The 26,003-nt window shown below is 70.2% G+C and carries 25 protein-coding genes; 17 read left to right on the top strand and 8 right to left on the bottom strand.

The annotated features are described in order from the left end of the window. Positions 1–11: 11 nt before the first annotated feature. From QBL25_RS07185 to QBL25_RS07175, 3 genes are read right to left on the bottom strand one after another with little or no spacing between them, the layout of a single operon-like run. A complete protein-coding gene (locus tag QBL25_RS07185; protein WP_409056162.1) occupies positions 12–659 on the bottom strand; it encodes a hypothetical protein in 648 nt (215 codons plus the stop codon). A 4-nt stretch (positions 660–663) separates the two neighbouring features. Further along, a complete protein-coding gene (locus tag QBL25_RS07180) occupies positions 664–1,311 on the bottom strand; it encodes an RNA polymerase sigma factor (protein ID WP_409056161.1) in 648 nt (215 codons plus the stop codon). After that, the gene (locus QBL25_RS07175) at positions 1,308–1,511 is read right to left on the bottom strand and encodes a hypothetical protein (RefSeq protein ID WP_409056160.1); all 204 of its coding nucleotides are present in this window, start codon (positions 1,509–1,511) and stop codon (positions 1,308–1,310) included. The genes QBL25_RS07180 and QBL25_RS07175 overlap by 4 nt, the downstream gene beginning before the upstream one ends. 503 nt (positions 1,512–2,014) lie before the next feature. On the opposite strand from QBL25_RS07175, the gene QBL25_RS07170 reads away from it, so the two are divergent. From QBL25_RS07170 to QBL25_RS07140, 7 genes are all read left to right on the top strand, one after another. Then, complete coding sequence (locus QBL25_RS07170) at positions 2,015–3,145, top strand: LLM class flavin-dependent oxidoreductase (protein WP_409056159.1); 1,131 nt, start codon at positions 2,015–2,017, stop codon at positions 3,143–3,145. Beyond that, a complete protein-coding gene (locus tag QBL25_RS07165; RefSeq protein WP_409056158.1) occupies positions 3,142–4,308 on the top strand; it encodes an alpha/beta hydrolase fold domain-containing protein in 1,167 nt (388 codons plus the stop codon). The genes QBL25_RS07170 and QBL25_RS07165 overlap by 4 nt, the downstream gene beginning before the upstream one ends. Positions 4,309–4,389: 81 nt before the next feature. Next, positions 4,390–5,805 (top strand): DUF6421 family protein, encoded by a 1,416-nt coding sequence (locus QBL25_RS07160; protein WP_409056157.1) that lies wholly within the window; start codon positions 4,390–4,392, stop codon positions 5,803–5,805. Then, a complete protein-coding gene (locus tag QBL25_RS07155) occupies positions 5,802–6,572 on the top strand; it encodes an SDR family NAD(P)-dependent oxidoreductase (protein WP_409056156.1) in 771 nt (256 codons plus the stop codon). The genes QBL25_RS07160 and QBL25_RS07155 overlap by 4 nt, the downstream gene beginning before the upstream one ends. A 29-nt stretch (positions 6,573–6,601) precedes the next feature. After that, the gene (locus QBL25_RS07150; RefSeq protein WP_409062573.1) at positions 6,602–7,672 is read left to right on the top strand and encodes a threonine aldolase family protein; all 1,071 of its coding nucleotides are present in this window, start codon (positions 6,602–6,604) and stop codon (positions 7,670–7,672) included. An 86-nt stretch (positions 7,673–7,758) separates the two neighbouring features. Continuing rightward, positions 7,759–8,352 carry a transglutaminase-like domain-containing protein gene (locus QBL25_RS07145; RefSeq protein WP_409056155.1) on the top strand — a complete coding sequence of 198 codons (594 nt, stop codon included), beginning with the start codon at positions 7,759–7,761 and terminating at the stop codon, positions 8,350–8,352. Positions 8,353–8,366: 14 nt separating this feature from the next. Beyond that, positions 8,367–9,074, top strand: a complete 708-nt coding sequence (locus QBL25_RS07140; protein WP_409056154.1) for a B3/4 domain-containing protein — start codon at positions 8,367–8,369, stop codon at positions 9,072–9,074. A 5-nt stretch (positions 9,075–9,079) separates the two neighbouring features. Here the strand turns inward: QBL25_RS07140 and QBL25_RS07135 are convergent, their stop codons facing one another. Further along, positions 9,080–9,808: a lysophospholipid acyltransferase family protein gene (locus QBL25_RS07135; protein WP_409056153.1), complete on the bottom strand. Its 729-nt coding sequence runs from the start codon at positions 9,806–9,808 to the stop codon at positions 9,080–9,082. A gap of 201 nt (positions 9,809–10,009) precedes the next feature. Between QBL25_RS07135 and QBL25_RS07130 the strand changes: the two genes are divergently transcribed. The 4 genes from QBL25_RS07130 (at position 10,010) to QBL25_RS07115 (ending at position 13,145) form a co-directional block, all read left to right on the top strand. Next, complete coding sequence (locus tag QBL25_RS07130; protein WP_409056152.1) at positions 10,010–10,372, top strand: TlpA family protein disulfide reductase; 363 nt, start codon at positions 10,010–10,012, stop codon at positions 10,370–10,372. Between the two features lie 223 nt (positions 10,373–10,595). Next, the gene (locus QBL25_RS07125) at positions 10,596–11,105 is read left to right on the top strand and encodes a flavin reductase family protein (RefSeq protein ID WP_409056151.1); all 510 of its coding nucleotides are present in this window, start codon (positions 10,596–10,598) and stop codon (positions 11,103–11,105) included. A gap of 231 nt (positions 11,106–11,336) precedes the next feature. After that, positions 11,337–12,122, top strand: a complete 786-nt coding sequence (locus QBL25_RS07120; RefSeq protein WP_409056150.1) for an electron transfer flavoprotein subunit beta/FixA family protein — start codon at positions 11,337–11,339, stop codon at positions 12,120–12,122. A gap of 60 nt (positions 12,123–12,182) precedes the next feature. Then, a complete protein-coding gene (locus tag QBL25_RS07115) occupies positions 12,183–13,145 on the top strand; it encodes an electron transfer flavoprotein subunit alpha/FixB family protein (protein ID WP_409056149.1) in 963 nt (320 codons plus the stop codon). An 83-nt stretch (positions 13,146–13,228) separates the two neighbouring features. Here the strand turns inward: QBL25_RS07115 and QBL25_RS07110 are convergent, their stop codons facing one another. Further along, positions 13,229–14,125 (bottom strand): endonuclease/exonuclease/phosphatase family protein, encoded by an 897-nt coding sequence (locus QBL25_RS07110; RefSeq protein WP_409056148.1) that lies wholly within the window; start codon positions 14,123–14,125, stop codon positions 13,229–13,231. A 244-nt stretch (positions 14,126–14,369) separates the two neighbouring features. On the opposite strand from QBL25_RS07110, the gene QBL25_RS07105 reads away from it, so the two are divergent. Then, complete coding sequence (locus QBL25_RS07105; protein WP_409056147.1) at positions 14,370–15,662, top strand: DUF6986 family protein; 1,293 nt, start codon at positions 14,370–14,372, stop codon at positions 15,660–15,662. Between the two features lie 75 nt (positions 15,663–15,737). Further along, a complete protein-coding gene (locus QBL25_RS07100) occupies positions 15,738–17,468 on the top strand; it encodes a serine/threonine-protein kinase (RefSeq protein ID WP_409056146.1) in 1,731 nt (576 codons plus the stop codon). A gap of 28 nt (positions 17,469–17,496) precedes the next feature. On the opposite strand, the gene QBL25_RS07095 is transcribed toward QBL25_RS07100, so the two are convergent. After that, on the bottom strand, positions 17,497–18,483 hold the full coding sequence (locus QBL25_RS07095; RefSeq protein ID WP_409056145.1) for a LacI family DNA-binding transcriptional regulator: 987 nt from the start codon (positions 18,481–18,483) through the stop codon (positions 17,497–17,499). 236 nt (positions 18,484–18,719) lie between these two features. Between QBL25_RS07095 and QBL25_RS07090 the strand changes: the two genes are divergently transcribed. Beyond that, positions 18,720–19,685 carry an ROK family protein gene (locus QBL25_RS07090; protein ID WP_409056144.1) on the top strand — a complete coding sequence of 322 codons (966 nt, stop codon included), beginning with the start codon at positions 18,720–18,722 and terminating at the stop codon, positions 19,683–19,685. A gap of 162 nt (positions 19,686–19,847) precedes the next feature. Here the strand turns inward: QBL25_RS07090 and QBL25_RS07085 are convergent, their stop codons facing one another. Next, positions 19,848–21,932 (bottom strand): NPCBM/NEW2 domain-containing protein, encoded by a 2,085-nt coding sequence (locus QBL25_RS07085; RefSeq protein ID WP_409056143.1) that lies wholly within the window; start codon positions 21,930–21,932, stop codon positions 19,848–19,850. Positions 21,933–22,207: 275 nt separating this feature from the next. Between QBL25_RS07085 and QBL25_RS07080 the strand changes: the two genes are divergently transcribed. From QBL25_RS07080 to QBL25_RS07070, 3 genes are read left to right on the top strand one after another with little or no spacing between them, the layout of a single operon-like run. Then, a complete protein-coding gene (locus QBL25_RS07080) occupies positions 22,208–23,476 on the top strand; it encodes an ABC transporter substrate-binding protein (RefSeq protein WP_409056142.1) in 1,269 nt (422 codons plus the stop codon). Between the two features lie 20 nt (positions 23,477–23,496). Continuing rightward, positions 23,497–24,414 (top strand): carbohydrate ABC transporter permease, encoded by a 918-nt coding sequence (locus QBL25_RS07075; RefSeq protein WP_409056141.1) that lies wholly within the window; start codon positions 23,497–23,499, stop codon positions 24,412–24,414. Further along, complete coding sequence (locus QBL25_RS07070; protein ID WP_409056140.1) at positions 24,411–25,337, top strand: carbohydrate ABC transporter permease; 927 nt, start codon at positions 24,411–24,413, stop codon at positions 25,335–25,337. The genes QBL25_RS07075 and QBL25_RS07070 overlap by 4 nt, the downstream gene beginning before the upstream one ends. A gap of 125 nt (positions 25,338–25,462) precedes the next feature. On the opposite strand, the gene QBL25_RS07065 is transcribed toward QBL25_RS07070, so the two are convergent. Continuing rightward, on the bottom strand, positions 25,463–25,873 hold the full coding sequence (locus QBL25_RS07065) for a hypothetical protein (protein WP_409056139.1): 411 nt from the start codon (positions 25,871–25,873) through the stop codon (positions 25,463–25,465). Positions 25,874–26,003: the final 130 nt, after the last annotated feature.

The following is a 26,003-nucleotide window of genomic DNA, read 5'->3' as shown; positions in this document are numbered from 1 at the left end:
CCCGCCCTCCGTCAGGAGGCGCCGGTCAGCTCCTCGACCTGATCGGCGAGGCGGGAGTCGGGGTGCGGGACGCGTCCCATGCCGAACTCCTCCACCGTGTCGACCCTGAGGCGGCGTACCGCTTCCTGCAACTCCTTCGGCAGGCGGGTCTCGCGTGGTGCCGCGGCCGGCCGGCGCGTGTGCGGGGCGCGCGGAGTGGGCGGGTCGGCGAGGGTGAGGGCCTGCTGTGCCCAGAAGCCCGCGTCGCGCACCTCGCCGCGGCTGAGGTGGTAGAGGTGCAGGCAGTGGGCGGCGAACGCGTTGCCGGCGCCCGCGGAGAACTGCCACCAGAACTGGGCCCCTTCATGGCAGTCGGCCAGGCTCAGGAGGCAGGCGAAGTACAGGGCTCCGTCGGGGTCGGGCCCTTCGGCGGCGAGCCGGGCCAAGCGTCCGGCGGCTTCCCGGTGATGCAGCGCCTGGGTGGACAGGGCGTCGAGGCCGGTGGCCGCCTGGCCGTGGACGGTGGGCAGCTGTCCGGCCGGGGCCGGGACGGCGCCGAACATGAGGGTCTCGGTGACGTCGCGCACGATGTCCCGCCGGAGGTCGGCGAGGTCGGCGTCGGTGAACACGTCGTCGTCGGTGGCGGCCTGGGCGAGGAGGTCGTCGAGGTGACTGGGCACGGTGCTACTCCGTCTCGTCGGCAGCCGGGTCGATCGACAGGCCGAGCTTGATGGCGATGCGCTGACGCGCCAGCCGGCGGTGCGATCGAACGGTGTCGGGCTTGATGCCCATGATGTTGGCGATGTGCGGTGAGGCATAGCCCAGGACGTAGTGCAGGACGATGACGTCGTACTGGCGCTCGGGCAGTTGCGCTATCGCCGTGTAGAGGCCCAGGGCGGATTCCAGCACCGCGAACTGGCAGCGCATGGCCTCCAGGGTGGCGCGGGCGGTGTGCTGGAAGGCGGCGGACTGCACCATCTGCGTCTGGGCGGGCCGGCCGGACAGCCGCAGATGGGTCTCCACGCGCTGCTTGAGGAGCTTCCACGCGTACGCCTCGGGGCTCTCCTCCTTCAGCACGTTGACCCAGTTCAGGGAGAGGTGGCTGTAGCAGCGGCGCACGACGGCCTTGGCGGCCTGCTTGTCGCCGAGCATCGAGTGCGCGTAGCGCAGGTGGGGCTTGGCGTAGAGGGCGAAGAACGCCTCCAGGTCGGGCGGCATCTCGTAGGACAGTCCCGTGAGGTTGTTGAGGTCGGGTGGCCCGGCCAGGGCGTAGGAGACTTCCTGCGGCTCGTCCGCGTCCTCGGACGGGAGCGAGGTGGTGTGGTCGCTCACGGCCGGGCCGCCTCGTCGTCGGACGCGGCACGCAAGGAGGCCGGTTCGGCGGGGCGGCCGCCCCTGAGGAGTTCGCTGGCGCCCACGCGCACACCGGCGCCCAGCAGGCGGCGCGTCAGATGCCGGACGTCGGGGGCGAAGACCCGGAGCGCGGTGACGACCACGGTCGCGGCGAGCACATCGTCGAGGGAGAAGGTCACTGATCCTGTCCTTTGTCCTGCTGGCGGTGGCCCGCTCCACCTTGTGCGGGCCACCGGAGAACGACTCTGTCCTCAACCGCAGGATTTCGGATTCGAGAGGGCAAACGCGTATGTCGGAAGCGATCAATTTTCGACACAAAGTGACTGGTGAGTAACAGTGAGGCAGAAAACGAGTTCGACGTGAACGATCGGTAACAGGTTCTCACTCTGTGTGCAGGGACTTGGCCAGGGGAAACCTGTCTTCGCTCCCGTGTCCGGGAGCACGCCTGTTCCTGTGGCGGCTCACTTGCGAGTCGGGTCATGGCGATCGGAAGCGACGCCCCGTGTGACCGACGTCACCATTTTCCGCCCAACTTCGGTCGGTGCGGCGGCAGCTGAGACATCGACGGTGCCGAGTGGGGAAACGGCCGCGTGCACTCTCTTGCTACTTGGAGACCTGACGACTAGTCATATGGCTAATCGAAACAAGGGTCATGCCTGCGGTCCAACCCCCTGGAGGGCACGTGCAGTTCTCCGTCATCTTCGAAGCGCAGCTCGCCGACCCCACCGTCGAGCGCGAGCACCAACTCATCCGCGACAGCGTCGAACAGGCCGTCCTGGCCGAGGAGATGGGGTTCGACCGCGTCTGGGCGGTCGAACACCACTCCCTGAAGTGGTACGCCCACATGAGCGCCCCGGAGATCTTCCTGACCTGGGTCGCCGCACGCACCAGCACCATCCGCATCGGCCACGGCGTGGTCTGCATGCCGTTCCGTTTCAACCACCCGGCCCGTGTCGCCGAGCGCGCCGCCATGCTCGATCTGCTGTCCGGCGGGCGGCTCGACCTCGGGGCGGGACGCGGCGGGACCCTCCAGGAGACGTCACTCTGCGGTGTCGACAAGGAACGTACGACCCAGGAGGTCGAAGAGGCGCTCCAGATCATCGGGAAGGCCTGGGCGAGCGAGGAGCTGGAGCATCACGGCGCTCTGCTCGACATCGACCCGCACCCCATCCTGCCCCGGCCCCGCCAGACTCCTCACCCGCCGCTCTTCTTGGCCTGTAGCAGGACGGAGACCCTGAGGCAGGCCGCCGAACTCGGCATCGGCGCCCTGGTGATGGGCTTCGCCGGGCCCGAGTCCATCGCCGAGATGCGTGCGGCGTACGACACGGCGATCGCGGAGCGCGGCGACGCCCGCTTCGTGTCCAGCGTCGTCAACGACCACTTCTCCGTGCTCTGTCCGACCATCGTGCTCGACGACCGCGACACCGCTCGGCGCGTCGGCATCCGCGGACAGCGGTTCTTCGCGCAGTCCATCGGGCACTGGTACGGCGGCGCCGGCATCCCCGACGAGGCCGTGGTGGAGGGGGCGGACGAGGCGGCCGCGATGCGTGAGGCCGCCGAGCAGGTCGTCGCGCGGCTGCACGAGCACGCCATCCCGGTGCGGCCCACCTCCACGGCCACCTTCAACGCCGACCACGCCTACGGAACCGCCGACGACGCCATCGCGTACGTGGAGCGGCTCCGTGACGCGGGCGCCGACGAGATCATGTGCCTCATCCAGATGGGCACCGTCCCGCAGGAAGCCTGCATGGAGACGCTGCGGCAATGGGGCGAGAAGGTCATCCCGCACTTCCGCCCCCAGGAAACGCCATGACACGGACGCCCGAGCCCAACAGCCCCGGCAACCGCCCCACCCCCGCCGAAGCCAGCAGCCCCGGCGACCGTCCAGCCCCCGCCGAAGCCGACAGCCCCGGCGGCCATCTCGCCCCCGTCGAAGCCAGCAGCCCTGGCGGCCGCCCCACCCCCGCCGAAGCCAGCAGCCCCGGTCACCGGCTCGCCCCCGGCGCCCGTCCCCTCGTCGATGCGCTGAGCGCCGCCTTTCCCGATCTCGGCGGTGCCGTCACCGACGCGGGCGAGGCTCGGCGTGTCCTTGCCGCCGCGCCGTCCTCGGGCAAGGCGCCGCCACCCGTGGGGGCAGTGGAGGACTGTGCCGTTCCCGGACCGCCGGGCGCCCCCGACCTGCCCCTGCGCGTCTACCGGCCCGCGGGACCCTCCCGCCCCCGTCCCCGTCCCACCGTCGTCTTCTTCCACGGCGGCGGCTACACCCTCTGCGGTCTCGACAGCCACGACGCCACGGCCCGCACCCTCTGTGCCGGGTCCGGAGCCGTCGTGGTGTCCGTCGCCTATCGCCTCGCCCCCGAGCACCGCTTCCCGGCGGCCGCCGAGGACGCCTACGCGGCCCTCCGCTGGGTCGCGGACCAGGCCGCGGCGGGCGGACTGGGCGGTGACCCGGGCGCCGTCGTGACGGCCGGGGACAGCAGCGGAGGCGGCCTCGCCACCGTGGCGGCCCTGATGGCGCGGGACCGGGGCGGGCCCGCCGTGGCGCTCCAGGTGCTGATCTACCCCCTGCTCGACGCGGGGCAGGGCAGCGACTCGTATACGACGAACGCGACCGGCTACTTCCTCACCGCCGCGCACCTGCGCTGGTTCTGGGAGCAGTACCTCGGCCCGGACGGCGACCCCACCCACCCCTACGCCTCGCCGCTGCACGCGGACGTCACCGCCCTGCCGCCCGCCCACGTCGTCACGGCCGGCTGCGACCCCCTGTGCGACGAGGGCGAGGCGTACGCGGTCAAGCTTCGCCGTGCCGGGGTCCCGGTGACACGGGCGCACCACCCGGAGATGTTCCACGGATTCCTGGGCTTCCCGGGGCTCCTGGACGATGCGCGGGCCGCGGCGGCAGAAGTGGCAGAAGCAATCGCCTCGACGGCGTATCACAGGAAAAACAGCGGTGATGTTGGGGGTGGCGCAGGATAATTTCCCGAGCTCCCTCTTGTGGTGGAGAACCTCGCCCGCATACGGTGTTCTAACGCGAGGTTCTCCCGTGGAGGTTGACAAGTGACGGAAATTCTTGTGCAGAGGGTTACGGAGGGGGCGGTTCCTCCCGCGAGCGGGGGTGCCCCCATGGGAAGGGTCGTGGAGCACCCGGCTTGGCCGATGCTCAAGGAAGCCGTGGAAGAGATCCGCCCGTGGCAGTCCGCGGACGGTTCGATCGACTTCGACGCGGAGGGCGCCCCGGCGCGGTCCGTGGCCGAGCTCGCCGTCGACCGCGTGATATCCGCGGTCGACCAGCTCGCCCCGCTCCTGCCGCACGACGCCGCGTACCACCAGGCGCTCGGCGCCGACCTGCGCCGCTGGGCAGACGGCGGTTTCGAGGTGCCGGACTTCCTCGACTCGCTGCTGGCCTTCCAGCCCGCGGCACACCGCGAGGACGGCCTCCAGCACCTCGTGGTCTTCCCCATGTACACGCAGAACGGCAATCCCGACCGCAATCTCGAAGCGGTCGTGCTGCGCATGGTCTGGCCGGAGTGGCTGGCCGAGCTGGAGCGCACGCGTTACGACAACCCGCTGTTCTGCGGCATCACCTTCGAGGACTTCACCGCGGGGTACGACACCAACTCCGCCGTGCTCTTCCCGGAGACCATCGCCGTGCGCGAGGCCCCCGAGCGCTTCAGCTGGGGCGGCATCTTCTGTGACCGCGAGGCGGCCCGCTTCCGCCGCGTCACCGAGGCCTCCGTGGACATCCTCGGGATCGAACTGCCCGACGACATCCGCGAGATGATCGGCGACCAGGACCGCTGCCAGCAGGCGTTCGTCCTGTGGGACATGGTGCACGACCGCACCCACAGCCACGGCGACCTGCCCTTCGACCCCTTCATGATCAAGCAGCGGCAGCCGTTCTGGATGTACGGCCTGGAGGAGCTGCGCTGCGACCTCACCGCCTTCAAGGAGGCCGTGAAGCTGGAGGCCGAGGGCGTCCCGCAGGCACGCGACGTGCAGTACGCCGTCCTGTTCGACCGGATGTTCCGCTTCCCGGTCACGGGCGACCGCGTCAAGAACTACGACGGCCTCGGCGGCCAGCTGCTCTTCGCGTACCTCCACAAGCACGACGTCGTCCGCTGGACCGACAACAAGCTCAAGATCGACTGGGAGCGCGCGCCGCAGGTCACCAACCAGCTGTGCGCCGAGATCGAGGAGCTCTACCGCGCGGGCATCGACCGCCCGAAGCTGGTCCACTGGTTCGCCGCGTACGACCTGGTGTCCCAGTACCTCGCCCCGCACCCCGGATCGCGCTGGGCCAAGGGCCCCGACGCCCTGGACACGCAGCTTCCGCCCCGGAAACTCGTCGACGACGTGCTTCCCGACGAGTTTCCGCTCAGCATGTTCTATGAGGCGCTCTCCAAGAAGCTCAAGCACGTGATCGCCTCCACCAAGGGGATCACCGCGGCGCGCGCCGAGCAGGTCGCCGCATGAGCGACCGCACCAAGGAGGCGAGGACGATGTCCGCACTCGATGGAGCCGTGATCGCGGTCGCGGGCGCAGCCGGTCCGGCGGGCCGGGCCGCGCTGCTGAGGCTCGCCGAGGCCGGAGCCACGGTCGTGGCGTCGGACGCCGACGCCGCTCGCCTCGCGGAGGCCGTGGACGCCGCGCGGTACGCGCACGGCGGGGCCACCGTCATAGGGGACACGGTCGACCTCCTGGACCTCGACGCGACCAAGGGCTGGGCCGCCCGCACCGAGAAGGAGTTCGGGCGGATCGACGGCCTGGTCCACCTCGTCGGCGGCTGGCGCGGCAGCGCCACCTTCGCCGAGACCGACCTCGCCGACTGGGACCTGCTCGAAAAGCTCCTGATCCGTACGGTGCAGCACACCACGCTCGCCTTCCAGGACGGCCTGCAGCGCAGCGACCGTGGCCGCTACCTCCTGATCAGCGCGGCCGGCGCCTCCAAGCCCACCGCGGGTAACGCCGCGTACTCCGCGTCGAAGGCCGCCGCCGAGGCCTGGACGCTCGCCCTCGGCGACGCCTTCCGCAAGGCGGGGGGCGAGCAGGGCCCGACGTCCGCGGCTGCCATCCTGGTGGTGAAGGCGCTGGTGCACGACGCGATGCGCGCGGAGCGGCCCAACGCGAAGTTCGCGGGCTTCACGGACGTCAAGGAGCTGGCCGAGGCCATCGCCAAGGTCTGGGAGCAGCCCGCCGGAGATGTGAACGGAAAGCGCCTGTGGCTGACCGAGAAGCCGTGACCGCTCGCGAGACCCGGGACCGGGAGCCCGTGAACCCTCCCAGGACCGACGCGCGCCGCCATCACGACCCGGAGGTGCGGGGGTTCGCCAGCGACAACTACGCGGGCGCCCACCCGGAGGTGCTCGCCGCCCTCGCCTTGGCCAACGGCGGTCACCAGATCGCGTACGGCGAGGACGACTACACGGCCAACCTCCAGCAGGTCGTCCGGGGCCATTTCGGCCCGACGGCCGAGGCGTTCCCGGTCTTCAACGGCACGGGGGCGAACGTCGTCGCCCTCCAGGCGATCACCGACCGCTGGGGCGCGGTGATCTGCGCCGAGTCGGCGCACATCAACGTGGACGAGGGCGGGGCCCCCGAGCGCATGGGCGGCCTCAAGCTGCTCACGGTGCCCACGCCCGACGGCAAGCTCACGCCCGAGCTGATCGACAGGCAGGCGTTCGGCTGGGACGACGAGCACCGGGCGATGCCGCAGGTCGTCTCGATCGCGCAGAACACCGAACTGGGCACGCTCTACACGCCCGACGAGATCCGCGCCATCTGCGACCACGCGCACGCGCTCGGCATGAAGGTGCACCTCGACGGCTCGCGCATAGCCAACGCCGCCGCGTCCCTCGACGTCCCCATGCGGACGTTCACGAACGCGGTCGGCGTGGACATCCTGTCCCTGGGCGGCACGAAGAACGGCGCGCTCTTCGGAGAGGCCGTCGTCGTCATCAACCAGGACGCCGTCAGCCACATGAAGCATCTGCGCAAGATGTCCATGCAGCTCGCCTCCAAGATGCGCTTCGTGTCGGTGCAGCTGGAGGCCCTGCTCGCCAAGGACCTGTGGCTGCGCAACGCCCGGCACGCGAACGAGATGGCGCAGCGCCTGGCCGAAGGGGTGCGCGCCGTCCACGGCGTGGAGATCCTCTACCCGGTGCAGGCCAACGCGGTCTTCGCGCGGCTGCCGCACGACGTGAGCGAGCGGCTGCAGAAGCAGTACCGCTTCTACTTCTGGGACGAGGCCGCGGGCGACGTCCGCTGGATGTGCGCGTTCGACACGCGCGAGGAGGACGTGGACGGCTTCGTCGCGGCCCTCAAGGAAGAGATGGCGCGCTAGCCGGCCTCTCCCGCTGGCTGCATAGATATGCGATCGACCGTAAAAGCATTGACTCGCGGTCGATCGCATTTCTATGCTCCCGTGGCATGCAGCTGATCCAGCAGAACCCCGACCTGTCCGCCTACTTGGCGGCCGACGAGGTCATCGACCACCACCATCCGCTCGTACGCGAGACGGCCGCACGCCTGGCCGTACAGGCCGCGGATTCATATGCATACGCCCGCGCGGCCTACGAGTTCGTGCGGGACACCATCCCGCACTCCGCCGACAGCGGCGATCCGCGCGTCACGTGGCGCGCCTCCGACGTCCTTGAGCGGCGCACCGGCATCTGTCACGCCAAGTCCCACGCCCTGGCCGCGCTCCTGCGCGCCGAGGACATCCCGACCGCACTCTGCTATCAGCGGCTGACGCACGACGCGGGTACGGGGCACGTCCTCCACGGCCTGGTCGCCGTCCGCTTCCGGGGTGCCTGGCACCGGCAGGACCCCCGCGGCAACAAGCCCGGCGTCGACGCCCGGTTCTCCCTCGGCGGGGAGCGCCTCGCCTTCGCGGTGGACGTCGAGTGCAGTGAGGTGGACTATCCGGTACTGTTTGATGTACCGCACTCGGGGGTCCTGCGCGCCCTGAAAGACGCTCCGGACCGGCCGTACCTGTGGGAGCACCTCCCCGACACACTCTGAACGCAAGGCAGCCGATGACCTTCCAGATCACCGTGACCGACGCCGTGCGCGCCCTCGCGCCCGGCTTCACCCACGTCGCCGTCGAGGCCCACGGGCTCGTCAACGGACCGAGCACCGAGGAGACCTCGGCCCTCCTCGACGACGCCGCGCGCCGCCTCGCCGAGCGGCTCGACGGCCGTGCCCCGCACGAGGACCCGCACATGGTGGCCTGGCGCGCGGCGTACACCGCCTTCGGTGCCAAGCCGTCCCGTACGCGCAACTCCGCCGAGGCGCTGGCCAAGCGCGCCCTCGCCGACGGCGGACTGCCGCGGATCAACACCCTCGTCGACGTCTACAACGCGATCAGCGTCGCCCACCTGATCCCGGTCGGCGGCGAGGACCTGGACCACGTCAAGGGCGGCATGCGCCTGGTGCGGGCCGACGGCACCGAGGACTTCGTCACACTGGCCGCGGGGGAGCGGTCCGTCGAGCACCCGGACGCGGGCGAGGTCGTCTGGTGCGACGACGAGGGCGTCACCTGCCGCCGCTGGAACTGGCGCCAGGGGCCGCGCACCCGCCTCACGGAGGAGTCGGTCAACGCCATCTTCCTGCTGGAGGGGATGGGGCCGGACTCCGGCGTCGAGGAAGCGGGCGCGGAACTGGCCGAGCTGCTCGCCAAGTTCAGCCCCGGCGCGCGGCTCACCGTCCGCGCGCCGGAGCGGGCGTCCGAGCGCCCGGAGTAATCGATTCAGCTCGCCTCGGCGGCCTTCACCTCGGCCGGCGTCGGTGCGGTGCCGCCGAGGTGCGCCGGCATCCACCACGTGTCGTCGGGCCCCTTGGGGCGTACGGGGTAGGCGCGCTGCGCCGCTTCGAGCAGCTCCTGGCAGCGCTCGCGCAGCCGCCGCGTGATCGCGCCCGCGAACTGGTCCTTGGGGGCCTCCACGGGCTCGCCCACGCGGATCGTGATCGGGATGTGGCTGCGCTTGAAGTTGCGCGGCTGCCCCTTCGTCCACAGGCGCTGGGTGCCCCACAGCGCCATCGGGATCAGCGGCACGCCGGCCTCCTGCGCCAGGCGCGCGGCGCCCGACTTGAAGGACTTCAGCGTGAACGACGGCGAGATCGTCGCCTCGGGGAACACGCCGATGATCTCACCGGAGCGCAGCGACTCCAGCGCGTGCTGGTAGGCCGACTCGCCCTGCGTGCGGTCGACGGGGATGTGCTTCATCCCGCGCATCAGCGGCCCGGAGACCTTGTGCCGGAACACCGACTCCTTGGCCATGAACCGCACCAGGCGCTTCTGCGGCAGGGCCGCGAGGCCGTCGAAGATGAAGTCGAGGTAGCTGATGTGGTTGCTGACCAGCACCGCGCCACCGGTGCGCGGGATGTTCTCCGACCCCTTGCAGTCGATCTTCAGGTCCCATGCCTTGAACAGCGTTTTCGCGGCACCGATGACCGGACGGTAGACAAGCTCTGCCATGGGTGGGGAGGGCCCTTCGTTTCTGCCTTTGGGAGGGGGCTCCCGGCGGGAAGTTACGCAGCCGTAGGTTTTTCGGCGTTGCGCAGATCGTGCCCCAAGAACGGACCGCTGGCCACCCATCGTGCCCGGGTAGCGCGAGATTCTCGTCACGTTGGGAATGTTCGCGGGCTCCGGGACGCTGAAGACGGGGATAGTTGGATCATGACGCGGGGGCGGGAGGCTGACGTGCGGATACGCGGGACGGGAGACCGGCTCGACGCTCCGGCACCGGGTGCGTGGCAGGGGCACGAACTGGGGGAGCGCGCCACGCTCGTGCAGTTCTCCAGCGCCTTCTGCCAGCCGTGTCGCGCGACACGCCGGGTGCTCGCCGAGGTGGCCGAAATGGTCCCGGGCGTCGCGCACGTGGAGATCGACGCCGAAGCCGAACTCGATCTCGTACGGGAACTGCGCGTCGTCAGGACGCCGACCGTGCTGGTGCTCGACGCCGCCGGGCGCGTCGTGCGGCGCGCGACCGGGCAGCCGCGCAGGGCCGATGTGATCGCCGCCCTCGGCAAGGCCGTGTGAGGTCAGGGGATGCGGGGGAGGAGCGCCATGACCGAGGGACCACTTTCACATCGCGGAACGGACTTGACTGCACCCCGCACCTATCGCCAGCCTGCTCCCATGCCTCCGGAGCTCCTTCTCTACGAGCGTGTCCACGTGGACCTCGCCCGCCATGCAAGTGCGCGCTGTCCGGGCTGCTGAGCAGCCACGGGACCGCTCGTACCTCCGGCAGAAGGACCATTCCATGACGGCCACGCCCGACCTCCGCACCCCCCAGCTCGCCTCCCCCGACCTCCTGCGCTCCGTCTTCCGGCAGCACGCGGCGGGGGTCGCGGTCATCACCGCCCAGGGCCCCGCCGGGCCCGTCGGCTTCACCGCCACCTCGCTCGTCTCGGTCTCCGCCGAACCCCCGATGCTCTCGTTCGGCATCGGTACGGGCGCGTCCAGCTGGCCCGCGATCTCCGAGGCCGACCACGTCGGCGTCCACATACTCGGCGAGCACCAGCTCGAGCTGGCCTCGACCTTCGCGCGCAGCGGCGCCGACCGCTTCGGCGGGGACACACGCTGGTACGAGGGGCCGAAGGGTGTCCCCGTGCTCGACGGCACCCTGGCCTGGCTGGTGTGCAAGGTCGCCGCGCGGGTACCCGCCGGTGACCACCGGATCGTCCTCGCGGAGGCGGTGGTGGGCGATCCGGCGGGCGCCGGCCGGCCGCTGCTCTACCACCAGGGCCGCTTCAACGCGTTGCGCGACTGAAAGTTCCCGTTCGGCCTTCCCGGCGCCCGATTACGGAGCGTTGGGAAGGTCACAGTTCAAAGCGCTTGCTTAGTGGGAATGAACTGGGTGTACTGGCGAGTAATATTCTGGTCGGAGCGCGGGCCGCCCCGACCGGGATCCGCCCCTTCAGGCGCCTATGCTGCCTGCAAGAAGGCAGTGGCCAGAGCCAAGGCAGCAGCCCAGTAAAGACGATGCAGTAGGAGAGCCGGCGTGAGCTTGAGGATCGTTGTCACCGTGAAGTACGTGCCCGACGCCACCGGCGACCGGCACTTCGCCGATGACCTGACCGTCGACCGTGACGACGTGGACGGCCTGCTGTCGGAGCTCGACGAGTACGCGGTCGAGCAGGCCCTGCAGATCGCGGACGAGGCGGACGACGCGGAGATCACCGTGCTGACCGTCGGCCCCGAGGACGCCAAGGACGCGCTGCGCAAGGCGCTGTCCATGGGCGCCGACAAGGCCATCCACGTCGAGGACGACGACCTGCACGGCACGGACGCGCTGGGCACGTCGCTGGTGTTGGCCAAGGCCGTGGAGAAGGCCGGCTATGACCTGGTGATCTCGGGGATGGCCTCGACGGACGGCACGATGGGTGTGGTCCCCGCGCTGCTGGCCGAGCGCCTGGGCGTCCCGCAGGTGACGCTGCTCTCCGAGGTCTCCGTCGCGGACGGCGTCGTCAAGGGCCGCCGGGACGGCGACGCCGCCTCCGAGCAGCTGGAGGCCTCGCTGCCTGCCGTCGTGTCGGTGACCGACCAGTCGGGCGAGGCGCGCTACCCCTCCTTCAAGGGCATCATGGCCGCCAAGAAGAAGCCGGTTCAGTCCTGGGACCTCTCCGACCTCGACCTGGAGGCCGAGGAAGTGGGCCTGGAGGGTGCCTGGACGAAGGTCGACTCCGCCACCGAGCGTCCCGCGCGCACCGCGGGCACGATCGTCAAGGACGAGGGCGAGGGCGGCAAGCAGCTCGCTGAGTTCCTCGCGGGCCAGAAGTTCATCTGAGCTTCAGCCACCCCCTGAAATCCGCCCCACTTCTTCGTAACCGCAGGAGATTGAAGTCCCATGGCTGAAGTTCTGGTCTACGTCGACCACGTGGACGGTGCCGTCCGCAAGCCCACCCTCGAACTGCTGACGCTGGCCCGCCGTGTCGGCGAGCCGGTCGCCGTCGCCCTGGGCAACGGCGCGGCCGACACCGCCGCCGCGCTGGCCGAGCACGGTGCGGTCAAGGTCCTCACCAGCGACGCCGCCGAGTTCGCCGACTACCTCGTCGTGCCGAAGGTGGACGCGCTGCAGGCCGCCTATGACGCCGTGTCCCCGGTCGCCGTGCTCGTGCCCTCGTCCGCCGAGGGCAAGGAGATCGCGGCGCGCCTCGCGGTCCGCATCAAGGCCGGCATCATCACCGACGCCGTCGACCTGGAGGCCTCCGACGAGGGCCCGGTCGCGACGCAGTCGGCGTTCGCCGCCTCCTACACCACCAAGTCCCGGGTCTCCCGGGGTACGCCGGTCATCACGGTCAAGCCGAACTCGGTCGCCGTGGAGGCCGCCCCGGCCGCGGGCGCCGTGGAGGCTCTGTCCGTGTCCTTCTCGGAGCAGGCCACGGGGACGAAGGTGACCGCGCGCACGCCGCGTGAGTCGACCGGGCGTCCGGAGCTGACCGAGGCCGCGATCGTGGTCTCCGGTGGCCGTGGCGTGAACGGCGCGGAGAACTTCCACGTGATCGAGTCGCTCGCCGACTCGCTCGGTGCCGCCGTGGGCGCCTCGCGTGCCGCGGTGGACGCCGGCTGGTACCCGCACTCCAACCAGGTCGGCCAGACCGGCAAGTCCGTCTCGCCGCAGCTCTACATCGCCTCGGGCATCTCGGGTGCGATCCAGCACCGGGCGGGCATGCAGACCTCCAAGACGATCGTGGCGATCAACAAGGACGCCGAGGCCCCGATCTTCGACCTGGTCGACTACGGCGTGGTCGGCGACCTCTTCGACGTCGTGCCCGCCCTGACCGAAGAGGTCAACACCCGCAAGGGCTGATCGCTTCACGCGGCACCGGGCAACACCAGAGGCAGTACGAGGCCTTCGCCACCGCATGCCGCGGCGGCGAAGGCCTCGGTGCGTCACAGCGTCAGCGATGCCTGCACCGGCAGATGGTCGGAGGGGAACTGTCCGCCCTGCGAGAAGGTGTTGATGGCCGCCGAGTGGACCCGCACCCCGGGCGTGGCCAGGATCCAGTCGATCCGGTCGCCGTCCGGCACCAGCGGCTTGTAGCCGTGGAAGGTGGCGTACGCCTTGCTGCGCTGGTCCGCCGCGTCCCATGTGTCGACGAGACCGGCGCCCAGCAGGGTGTCGTAGACCGCGTTCTTGTGCGCCGCGACGTTGAAGTCACCCGTGACAAGCAGCGGCAGGGACCGGTCCAGGGCGCCGATGCGTTCGACGATCAGACTCGCCGCACGCGCGCGTGCGTACTGACTCGCGTTGTCGAGGTGGGTGTTGAGGACGTACAGCTCGGTGTCCGTGCGCAGGTCGTGGAAGCGCACCCAGGTGACCATGCGGATGGAACCGCCGCCCCAGGTGTTCGACCCGATGACGTCCGGGGTGTCGGAGAGCCAGTAGTGGTCGTACTCGACCGGCGCGAGCCTGCGCGTGTCGTAGTAGACGGCCATGAACTCGTTCCGGCTGCCGCCCGCGCGGCCGGTGCCGATCCAGTCGTAGTGCGGGCCCAGGTCCTGCGCGATGTCCCGCACCTGCTGGTAGAGGCCTTCCTGGGTGCCGATGACGTGAGGGCGCGCGCGGCGCAGCAGGTCCCGGGTCACCGGGCGGCGGTCGGCCCAGGTGTGCGGCGGCGTCGCGCTCGCGTAGCGGAGGTTGAACGACATCACCTCCAGCCGGCGCCCCGCGCGCTCCACCGCGTGGGCGGGCGAGGCGGCCAGCGCGGTGGTGAACAAGGGCACGGCCACCGCGGCGAGCGCGGTCTGGAGGCCGAAGCGGCGCGTTACTCGGGTGTCATTCGGCACGCGGTCTCCTTCGGTGGGGCTTCAGTGGGAGGCGGTCGGGACGGGACGAGGTGCGGGCGCACGAGTGCGGAAGCAGGATCTGAGACACGGGTGAACGGACGAGGTCCGGCAGACGAGAGGGTGTTGACCAGCGGGAAGGTCGCCGGATAACTTCGCCATGCGGATTGTTGATTCCGTGAAGCGGAAACTCGGTTGTCCCGAGTGGTCCTGAGTGTGTGGTCCCGAGCGTGTGGAGGGTGCAGGAATGGGTCAGCAAGAGAAGGTGGCAACGAGCCTCGCGGGCGCGGTCAGCGAGGGCATCAGCGCTTCCCTCGCCCCGGTGGACGCGGAGCTCGAGCGCCGCTACCCCGGCGACCCCGGCACCCGCCAGCCGGTCCACACCGTGTACGTCCCCGGCGAGCTCTTCGACGCCGGAACCATCCGTACGTGGGGTGACCAGGCCCTGAAGGCCCTCGACGAGCACGCTCCCGACGCCGCCTCCTTCGCGGCCGTCCTCGGTCTCGCCGACGACCTGGCCGGACCGGTCTACGACCGCGTGCGCGCCAAGCTGGAGCGCGAGCCCGTCGAGGACCTGCGCATCGACTTCGAGGACGGCTACAAGGGCGCGGACGAGGACCAGGACGCCGCCCGCGCGGCCCGCCTGATCTCCGAGGCCTACCGGAACGGCACCGCGGCCCCGTACATGGGCATCCGCATGAAGTGCTTCGAGGAGAACGTGCGCGACCGCGCCATCCGCACCCTCGACATCTTCCTGTCCGGCCTCATGGAGGCCGGTGGCCTGCCGGACGGACTCGTCCTGACGCTGCCCAAGGTGACCTACCCCGAGCAGGTCACCGCGATGGTGCGCCTCCTGGAGGAGTTCGAGAAGGTACGCGGCCTCGAGCCCGGCCGGATCGGCTTCGAGATCCAGATCGAGACCAGCCAGTCCATCCTCGCCGCCGACGGCACCGCCACCGTGGCCCGCATGATCGGCGCCGCCGAGGGCCGCGCCACCGGCCTGCACTACGGCACCTTCGACTACAGCGCCTGTCTCGGCGTCAGCGCCGCCTACCAGACCAGCGACCACCCGGCCGCCGACCACGCCAAGGCGATCATGCAGGTCGCCGCGGCCGGCACCGGCGTACGCGTCTCGGACGGCTCCACCAACGTCCTGCCCATCGGCACCACCGAGAAGGTCCACGACGCCTGGCGCCTGCACTACGGCCTCACCCGCCGCGCCCTGGCCCGCGCCTACTACCAGGGCTGGGACATGCACCCCGGCCACATCCCCACGCGCTACGCCGCCGTGTTCGCGTTCTACCGCGAGGGCTTCGAGCAGGCCGCCGCACGCCTGTCCGCGTACGCCGCCCACCGCGAGGGCGGCGACGTGGCGGACGAGCCGGCGTCGGCCAAGGCGCTCGCCGGCTACCTGCTGCGCGGCCTGGACTGCGGCGCCCTGGACGTCGGTGAGGTCACCCGGCTCACCGGCCTGACGCTGGCCCGCCTCCAGAGCTTCTCCGGCCCGCGCCGCGGCGACCTCACGCCGCACGGCAAGTAACACCCGGCACGCCCTGTCACCCCTGCCCCGTAGTCTGTGAGCCACCAGAAGTGGTGGCACAGGAACGGGGCAGCGGTGACTTCGGGGGATCAGGAACAGACGGGCGGAGTGGGCCGGCTCCTCGCCGGGCGCTACCGCGTGACGGCGCGGCTCGGACGCGGTGGCATGGGCGTCGTGTGGCGCGCCGTCGACGAGGTGCTCGGCCGTGAGGTCGCCGTCAAGGAACTGCGGACGTACACCGACGCGGCCGGGCCCGAACTGGCCGACCTGCGCGTACGGATGCAGCGCGAGGCCCGTGCCGCCGCCCGGGTGCGCCACCCCGGGGTCGTCGCCGTGCACGACGTGGCGGAGGTCGACGGACGGCCCCTGATCGTCATGGAGCTGGTCGAAGGACCCTCCCTGGACGACGTGCTGCGTGAGCGCGGCACCCTCGGACCCGGCGAGGCGGCTGCCATCGGCGCCCAGGTCATGGAGGCGCTCGCCGCCGCCCACCGCGCCGGAGTCCTGCACCGCGACGTGAAGCCCGGCAACATCCTCCTGGAGACCGGCGGCCGCGTCGTCCTGACCGACTTCGGCATCGCCACGATGGACGACCCGGGGGACGGCTCCGCCACCCACCTCACGCGCAGCGGCGAACTGGTCGGCTCCCTCGACTACTTGGCGCCTGAGCGGGCCCAGGGCCAGGACCCCGGTCCCGCATCCGACGTGTGGGCGCTCGGCGCCACGCTGTACGCGGCGGTCGAAGGCGCCTCCCCGTTCCGCCGTACGTCGACGTGGTCCACGCTCACCGCGATCGTCACCGACCCGCTGCCCGAGCCGCGGCGGGCAGGTCCCCTGCTCCCCGTGCTGCGACAGCTGATGCACAAGGACCCGCGGGCCCGGCCGGACGCGGAGCAGGCGGCGCTGATCCTGGCCGACGCGGCGGACGGCGCGGTCACGGCCGCCCTGCGCGAGCCCGCGCCCCGGCCGAGGGAGGCCACCGAGCGCAGCATCCCGAGCGGCCCTCCGCCGGGCTTCGGGCCACTGCTCGCCGGGCCGCCCCAGCCGCTCCAGCCGGCCGGGCAGCCCCCGCTGACCCACCCCACCGGACCGGCGCCCGCGCCCGCCTCCGGGAGCCGCCGGCGCCGTGGCCGGGTCCTGCTCGCCGCGGTGGCCGTGGCCGTCGTCCTGGCGGCGACCGGCGTCACCGTGGCCCTCCTCGACGGCCAAGGGGACAGCGGAAACAAGGCCGGGCGGGCCGCCGCCTCCGCGGACGCGGCCGAACCGGGCGCCGAGAGCAGCCGGGGCGCACTGGACGACGCGGACGGGCCCAAGCCCTCGAAGCAGGGCGACGAGAAGTCCCGCACGCCGGACGCGAAGCCCTCGGCGGGCCAGGGCGGCGCCGACGACGACCCCAAGTCCACGGACCGGCCGAAGGACCGCGCCAAGTCCTCCGCCGAGCCCACCGGGGACGGCGGCACCACGGGCGGCGGTGCGGACGGCTCCGGCGGCACGACCGGTGGCGGGGAGGATCCGGCACCCGAAGCCGCCTGCCACGCCGCGGGCGGCGGCAGGTACGACTGCTCGGTCTGGCGCACCGCCACGTCGTACACCGCGGCGGGCGCCGAAGCGGGCGTACTGAACGCGGGCACGAACTACTTCTACTGCCAGCAGAACCTGGGCCGCCGCGAGACGCACGGCGAGTGGACGAACGTCTGGTGGGCCAAGACGGACGACGACAGCGGCAACAGGGACGTGTTCATCAGCGACGTCTACATCAAGGGCGGCGACAACGACAAGCCGCTGCCCGGCCTCCCCGTCTGCTGACCGCGCCCCCACCGCCGCCTGCCGGCCGTCAGCCCGCGGGCGGCAGTTCGCCCGATCCGCGCTGGATGAGCCGCGTCGGGAGTTCGATGCGCTCCGGGGCGTCGGACGCGCCGTCCAGCTGACGGAACAGGCGCTCCGCGGCGGTCCTGCCCAGTTGCGCGGCGTCCTGGGCGACGACGGTCACGCCCGGCTGGAGCAGGTCCGCGAGCTCGATGTCGTCGAAGCCGACGAGGGCCACGGGCCGGGAGTGCCCGGCGAGGACGCGCACGACCGTCACCGTCACACGGTTGTTGCCCGCGAAGATCGCCGTGACGGGGTCGGGGCCGCCGAGCATCGTCCTGGTGGCCTGCTCCACGCGGTCCGGGGCGGTGGGACCCAGGGACATCCACGCGTCCTCGACGTCGATCCCCGCGTCCTCCATGGCGGCGCGGTAGCCCCGCAGGCGCTCTATCGCGGTGTGGATGCGCGGCTGGTCGCCGATGAAGCCGATGCGGCGGTGGCCGTGGGCGATGAGATGGGCGACGCCGTCGCGCGCGCCGCCGAAGCTGTCGGAGAGCACGACATCGGCGTCGATCTTCCCGGCGGGCCGGTCGACGAAGACGGTCGCGACCCCGGCGGCGATCTCCGGCTCCAGATAGCGGTGGTCGTCACCGGCCGGGATGACGACGAGGCCGTCGACCCGGCGCGCGCACAGCGCGAGCACCAACTCCTGCTCGCGGTCCGGGTCTTCGGCGCTCGACCCGTTGATGAGGAGGGCGCCGTGGGCGCGGGCCACTTCCTCCACGGCACGGCTGAGCGGCCCGTAGAAGGGGTCGGCGAGGTCTTCGAGGACGAGGCCGATGCTGGCCGTGCGGCCCTTGCGCAGGACGCGTGCGCTGTCGTTGCGCCGGAAGCCGAGGGCATCGATCGCCTCCTGCACGCGGCGCTCGGTGTCCGGGGTGACGCCCGGCTCGCCGTTCACGACACGGGAGACCGTCTTGAGGCCGACTCCGGCGCGGGCGGCGACGTCCTTCATGGTCGGACGGTTGCCGTAGCGGGGTTCGGGTCGCTCGGGTCGGCTGGCGGTCTCGGCCACGGTGCGCTGTCCTGTCGTCGACGAAGGGGAGCTGAAAGTGGTGCGTAAGTGATGTGGCGTCGAGCATAGAACCTGGACAACGTTGTCAGATGCAAGAGAGACTGTCCATCACATTCTCCGGCCTGCACTTTCACCAGGAGAGCGGCCTGCCCTTGCCACCGGGAGATCAGACACTGATGCACACGGACCTCGTCGCCGCACTCGACATCGGCGGCACCAAGATCGCCGGCGCCCTGGTGGACGGCCGCGGCCGGATCCTGCTGCGCGCCCAGCGGCCCACCCCCGCGCGCGAGGACGGCGACATCGTGATGCGGGCGGTCGAAGAGGTCATCGGCGAGCTCACGCGCTCCTCGATGTGGGGCAGGACGCGCGCCGTCGGCATCGGCAGCGCGGGCCCCGTGGACGCGTCGGCGGGCACCGTCAGCCCCGTGAACGTCCCCGGCTGGCGCGGTTACCCGCTGGTCGAGCGGGTGCGCGCGGCCACCGGCGGCCTGCCGGTCGAGCTGGTCGGCGACGGCGTCGCGATGACGGCCGCCGAGCACTGGCAGGGCGCGGCCCGGGGACACGACAACGCCCTGTGCATGGTGGTCTCCACCGGTGTCGGCGGCGGCCTGATCCTCGGGGGCAAGCTGCACCCCGGCCCCACCGGCAACGCGGGGCACATCGGGCACATCAGCGTCGACCTGGACGGTGACGCCTGCCCGTGCGGGGCGCGCGGCTGCGTGGAGCGCATCGCGAGCGGGCCGAACATCGCGCGGCGCGCCCTGGAGGGCGGCTGGCGGCCCGGCGCCGACGGCGACACGTCCGCCGCCGCGGTCGCCCTCGCCGCCCGGGCCGGGGACCCGGTCGCCGTCGCCTCCTTCGAACGGGCGGCGCAGGCGCTCGCCGCGGGCATCGCCGCCACGGCGACGCTCGTCGAGATCGACATCGCCGTGATCGGCGGCGGGGTGGCCAAGGCGGGCAACGTGCTCTTCGACCCGCTGCGCCGCTCCCTGCGGGACTACGCCACGCTCTCCTTCGTACGTCATCTGACCGTGGGCCCGGCCCTGATGGGGACGGACGCCGGCCTGGTGGGAGCGGCGGCGGCCGCACTCAGCCAGGAGGACCGGACCGTGGGGCTGCGGCCTGTCGTGGGGAGCTGATCGCTGGGGCGGGCCTGGTCGGCCTCGGTCAGAACGGCCGCGCTCCGGGAAGGCGGGCTCCGCTCCGAGAAGGCGGGCCCCGCTCCGGGCAGGCGGGCCGCGCTCCGGCCCCGGCCGGTGATCCGGGCGCTCGGCAGACCGGGCGCCCGGATCGTGGTCGGGTCAGCAGCTGAGCACCGGCTCCGCCCAGTCCGCGTGGTCGGAGTCCCTGCCGTCGCCGCCGTCCGTGACGACGAGACGTACGACCTGGGCGCCGCTCACGTCGGCCGAAATTCCTTGCGCGGCATCGGCGTTGGTGAGCACTCCGGTCGACGCGGCCTTCTTGCCGTCCGCCCAGATCTCGAAGGTGACCGTGCCCTTCGGGTCCTTCTCGTCGTCGACGCCCACCCGCGCGGTGAGCTTCTCGCAGGAGGCGCCGGTGTAGTACTCGACGGCGCTGTCGGCGTGCACGCCGAGCCCCTTGGCGAAGACGGCCCCGCCGATGGTGAGCGGCTTCCCGTCGCCCGCCGCGCTCTCGCCGTTGCTCGTGTCCTTCTCGACCGGGCCCCAGCCGTTGACCGTCGACATCCACGGCAGGTCACTGACCGCCGAGTTGCCCGCGGGCGGCGCCACGACGACATGCGCGGTCAGCGGCAGCACGCTGTCGGCGCGGGCGCCGCCGGGGGAGCGGTAACCGGTCTTGAGCGTGAGGTCGTACGCCCCCGGGGCCGCGCCCCGCGGTGCGGTCACCGTCCACTTCGTGCTCAGCGACTTGTCCGTCGGCAGGGATGCCGCGGTCGAGGGCGACGTGGCCTTGATCCGCCAGCCGGAGGGGCCGGTGAAGGTGGTGGACACCTTCTGGGCGGGGGTGCGGCCGAGGTTGGTGACCTTCGACGTCAGCCGCGCGGGCTTGCCCGCCTCCACCAACGGAGCCCCTTCCAGGCCGAGTTCGACGGCCGGCGGGTTCTTGGCCCACTTGCCGTCCGCCGAGACGCGCAGCAGTACGGTGCCGTGCGCGGGCACGGTCGCCGAGATCCCGCCCGCCGTGTTGTAGCTCTTGTGCTTCCACAGGTCGCGCAGCGTGTATCCGTCGGCGGCCGGCAGCCCGACCGCCTTCGCCGTCGTGGCGATCGACTGGGCGGTACCCGTCTCGTTGAAGAGCGCGACCGCCCGGCTGCCGTCCTTCATCTCCTTGGCGACGACCCAGCGGCCGCCCTCCGAGGACAGCACGTCGCCCTGCTTGCCCAGCGGGTCCTGGTCGACGGCGATGACTTCCTCGTTGCCGATGATCTCGAAGGTCTCCGGCGTCGCCTTGCGCAGATCGGACCCGATGAGCAGCGGCGCTGCCATGATCGACCACATCGAGAAGTGCGTGCGGTACTCGGTGTCCGTCATGCCGCCGTTGCCGACCTCGAGCATGTCCGGGTCGTTCCAGTGACCGGGCCCCGCGTGCTTTGCCAGCGGCAGGTTCTGCTTCATGATCGACAGCATCGAGGACCAGGTGTCGCTGATGTCGCCGGTGGTGCGCCACAGGTGGCCGACATCGGCGGCCCACTCCCAGGGTTTGTTCTCGCCCCATTCGCAGATGCTGTAAACGATGGGGCGCCCGGTGGCCTTGAGCGCGTCGCGCATCGCGACGTACCGCTTCTTGGCGTCGACGCCTTGGTTGTTGCAGTTGTCGTATTTGAGGTAGTCGACGCCCCAGTCGGCGAACTGCCGTGCGTCGCTCACCTCGTGGCCCAGCGCCCCGGGGAAGCCGATGTCGCTACAGGTCTTGGTGCCGGCACTCGTGTAGATGCCGAGCTTGAGTCCCTTGGCGTGCACGTAGTCGGCAACTGCTTTGATGCCGCCGGGGAAGCGCTTGGGGTCGGGCACCAGTTTGCCGTTCGCGTCCCGCTCGGGCAGCGCCCAGCAGTCGTCGAGATTGACGTACTGGTAGCCGGCTTCCTTGAGGCCCTTCTCGACGAAGAGGTCCGCGATCCCCTTGACCATGGCCTCGTCGAACTCGGCCCGGCAGTGCGTGGAGTTCCAGTTGTTGAAGCCCATGGGCGGGGTGAGGGCGAGGTCGCCGGGGAGGTTCGCGCCACCCGTGCCGGCCGTGCCGTTCGCGCTGCCGGTGTCACTTACGTCGCTCGTGCCACCCGTGTCACTCGCGCCACCCGTGGCCTGTGCCGCGGCCGGGCCCGCGAGACCCGCGGCGCACAGCAGTGCGGCGGTCAGCGACCCGACGACTCTTCGACGCGTGGTGCGGGATGTGAGATGACGCATCGTTACATTCCTCCGTACTCGCAGAAGTTGTGGGGCTGCATGTACGTGTCAGAGGTGCGCGCTTACGGTAGGGCTTGTTGGACTCTGTTGGAAGAGGAGGGGGCGAGCCGTAACGGTTCGAGCACCCGCCGCCGAAACCCTTGACTGCGGTGACGCTTGGGAGTGGGATCGCAACCCTTGCGTTCGGTTGTGTTCGTTTGAACCCCGAGGAGGGGGACATGGCACAGTCATCGTTCATGGGTCCTGCCACGCCTCGTAGCATGTCAGGACATCGGATGTCCCGCCGGAATGTCCTGCGCGGTGCCGCCGCCGGAGCCGGTGCGGTCACCCTTCCGGCCCTGCTCACCGCCTGCGGTGACGGACCGGGCGGCGACAAGGACGAAGTCTCGATGGGGTCCAATTCCTCGGACGCGGTGCCCAAGAAGGCGTTCGCCGCCGCCTTCGACGCCTATGAGAAGAAGTCCGGGAAGACCGTCAAGGTCAACACGACAGAGCACAACGAGTTCCAGCAGAACATCACGCGCTATCTCCAGGGCACGCCCGACGACGTCTTCATGTGGTTCGCGGGATACCGCATGCAGTACTTCGCCGAGAAGGGGCTGCTGATCGAGATCAGCGACGTGTGGAAGGGATTCAAGGGCTTCTCGGACGCGCTGCGCGACCAGTCCACGCACGAGGGCAAACAGTACTTCGTGCCGTATTACTACTACCCATGGGCCGTCTTCCACCGCAAGAGCCTCTTCGAGAAACAGGGCTACGAACAGGCCACGACATGGGACCAGTTCATCGCGCTCGCCAAGCAGATGAGCAAGGACGGCATACCGGTCGCCTTCTGCGACAAGGACGGCTGGCCCGCCATGGGCACCTTCGACTACATCAACATGCGCCTCAACGGATACGACTTCCACAAGAGCCTGATGGCCGGCGAGGAAGCCTGGACCGACACCAAGGTCAAGAAGGTCTTCGACCTGTGGCGTGAACTCATGCCCTACTACCAGAAGGGCGCGCTCGGCCGTACCTGGGAAGAGGCGGGGCAGGGCCTTCAGCAGCGCAAGACCGCCATGGCCGTCTTCGGGATGCCGCACCCCGGCCAGCAGTTCCCCGCGGACGAGCGCGACGACATCGACTTCTTCGCCTTCCCCGAGATCGATCCGGCGTACGGCCAGGACGCCGTGGAAGCGCCGATCGACGGATTCCTGGTGGCGAAGAAGTCGAAGAACGTCGAAGGCGCCAAGGAACTCCTCAAGTGGCTGGGCACACCGAAGGCCGAGGACATCTACCTGGCCGGTGACCCCAACAACGTCGCGGTGAACGACGGCGCCGACACCAGCAAGTACAGCCCCCTCCAGAAGAAGTCGGCCGAACTCGTCTCCGGGGCGAAACAGATCTCGCAGTTCCTGGACCGGGACACCCGGCCCGACTTCGCGCAGACCGTCATGATCAAGGCGCTTCAGGACTTCATCGACAATCCCAAGGACGTCGACGGCCTGGTGAACAGCATCGAGCGCCAGAAGAAAGACATCTTCTCCTCCGACGTCAGCTGAGTAGCGAGGGACCGCACCCCGTGCCGCAGAAAACCGCGCGGCGCGCCGGCGGACGGCGGGGACCACGGCGTTTCACGCGCCGTGACGTCGCCGTGCTCGGCGTGCTTCTGGGAATTCCCGTCCTCCTTGACCTCTTCATCATCTGGGGCCCGACCCTGGCCTCCGTCGGCCTGTCCTTCACGTCCTGGGACGGCATCGGCGACGTCACCTGGGTGGGCGGAAAGAACTACGAGAACCTGGTCGACAACTACCCGGCGTTCTGGCCCGCCGTCCGCCACAATCTGCTCTGGATCGCGTTCCTCGGCCTGGTGGCCACGCCGTTCGGCCTGCTCCTCGCGGTCGTGATCGACCGCGGGGTCCGCTTCAGCCGCTTCTACCAGTCCGTGCTCTACATGCCGGTGGTGCTCTCGCTCGCCGTGGTCGGTTTCATGGCCCAGCTGATCCTCGGCACCGACCAGGGCGTCGTCAACACGATCCTCGACAACCAGAACGACCCGATCGACTGGCTCGGCAACTCCGACATCAATCTCTGGATGATGATGCTGGCCGCGAGCTGGCGCCACACGGGTTACGTCATGATCCTCTATCTGGCCGGGCTGAAATCCGTCGACCCGGCCCTGAAAGAGGCCGCCCAGATAGACGGCGCGAACGCCCGCCAGACGTTCTTCCGCGTCGTCTTCCCCACCCTGCGCCCCGTGAATGTCATCGTCGGCGTCATCACGGTCATCGAGGCACTGCGCGCCTTCGACATCGTCTACGCGGTCAACAAAGGCCGCAACGGCCTGGAACTGCTCTCCGTGCTCATCACCGACAACATCATCGGCGAGGCGAGCCGCATCGGATTCGGCTCCGCCATCGCGGTCGTCCTCTTGACCGTCTCGCTCGGATTCATCGTGACGTTCCTGGTCCAAGAGCTGCGAGGTGCGCGAGACCGATGAGCGCCGACATCCGCACGACACCGCTCGGGGAAAAGCCCGCACCGCCCGCCGAGAAGCCCGCGGGCCGTACCCGCCGGCGCGGCCGTTTCGGGGTGCACATCTTCCTCACGGCAGTGACCCTGGCATTCCTCGCGCCCCTGCTCCTGGCCGTCTACGCCTCCCTGCGCCCGTACGAGGAAACGGCGCGGCACGGCTATTTCTCGCTGCCCAAGAGCCTGTCGTTCGACTACTACCGTCAGGCCTACAGCGATTCCGGCATGGGCAAGTACTTCACCAACACGCTGCTCATAGCGGTCCCCGCGGTCCTGGTCACCCTGTTCCTGGCGTCGTTCGTGGCCTTCGCCGTGTCCCGCCTGCGCATCCGCGGCGGAATGATCCTCCTGATGCTCTTCACCGCGGGAAACCTGCTGCCGCCCCAGGTCCTGGTCACCCCCCTGTACGTCCTCTTCCTCAAGATCCCTCTGCCGTGGTGGATGTCCGATTCCCTCACCCTGTACGACTCGTACTGGGCGATCATCCTCGTCAACATCGGCTTCCAGATCGGCTTCTGCGTCTTCGTGCTCTCCAACTTCATGCGGACCCTGCCGCAGGAAATCCTCGAGGCGGCGATCGTGGACGGCGCAGGAGTATGGACCCAGTTCTGGCGCATCACCGTCCCCCTGTGCCGCCCCGCACTGGCGGCTCTTGGCACCCTGGAATTCACCTGGATCTACAACGACTTCCTCTGGGCCCTGATCTTCATCTCGAACCCCGACAAACTCCCGATCACGTCGTCCCTGAACAACTTGAGAGGCCAATTCTTCACGGACTACAACCTCCTGGCAGCAGGCTCGGTCCTGGTGGCCCTCCCCACGATCCTGGTCTTCCTCCTCCTGCAACGCCACTTCATAGCGGGCCTGACACTGGGCTCGAGCAAGGGGTGAGGCGGGAAACGCGTCGGGCTCAGGGGCATCCCGCCGCACGAAAGCAACGCCCCCACCGGCAGATGGGGGCGTTGCAGAGCGCACGAGCGTAGTTGCAGTGTGAGCGGGTCAAAATGACGGCGCTCTCACGGCGTTGCGGTCCGCCACGGGACCGCCAAGGCGAACTCTTCCGCACCGCGCCAAACCTTGATCCACAACTGGGGCGGATGGTCCGCGCTCGAAGTGCCGACCACCGAGAACCTGACGGCCTCGCCCGGGACCAGCTCGGTCCGCGGAGGCGTAAGCGAAACGGCTCCGGGGAGATCTCGTGGGAGGACCTCGAAACGAATGTTCTCGGAACCCAGGTAGCGCAGCAGGTTCCCGGAGTGATCCTGTTCAATGCAGAAGTCTGTGAGGCGTTTTAGGGCGAGCCTCGCGATCCTGGCCGAATCCTGGGCAGCGGCCCTGCTCTGCCTGGCCTCCTTCACCATCTTCGTTCCGAGCCACAACTGCACGCCGAGCGTGACCACCGCAACGCCGAGTGTGATCGGCTCCATCCTGCGCGTCCTTAGCTAAGTTGGGTCTTGGCCAACCAACGAGAAGGGCGGCGAGAGGGGACGGGCTGGCCGCGAATTTCACTCCCGAGTGGTAGTCGGCTCTGATCGGTTGCCGGCGCTCGACTCATGT

Source organism: Streptomyces sp. SYP-A7185 (assembly GCF_046103685.1).
GTDB lineage: Bacteria > Actinomycetota > Actinomycetes > Streptomycetales > Streptomycetaceae > Streptomyces.
This window is presented reverse-complemented; position numbering and strand designations above follow the sequence as displayed.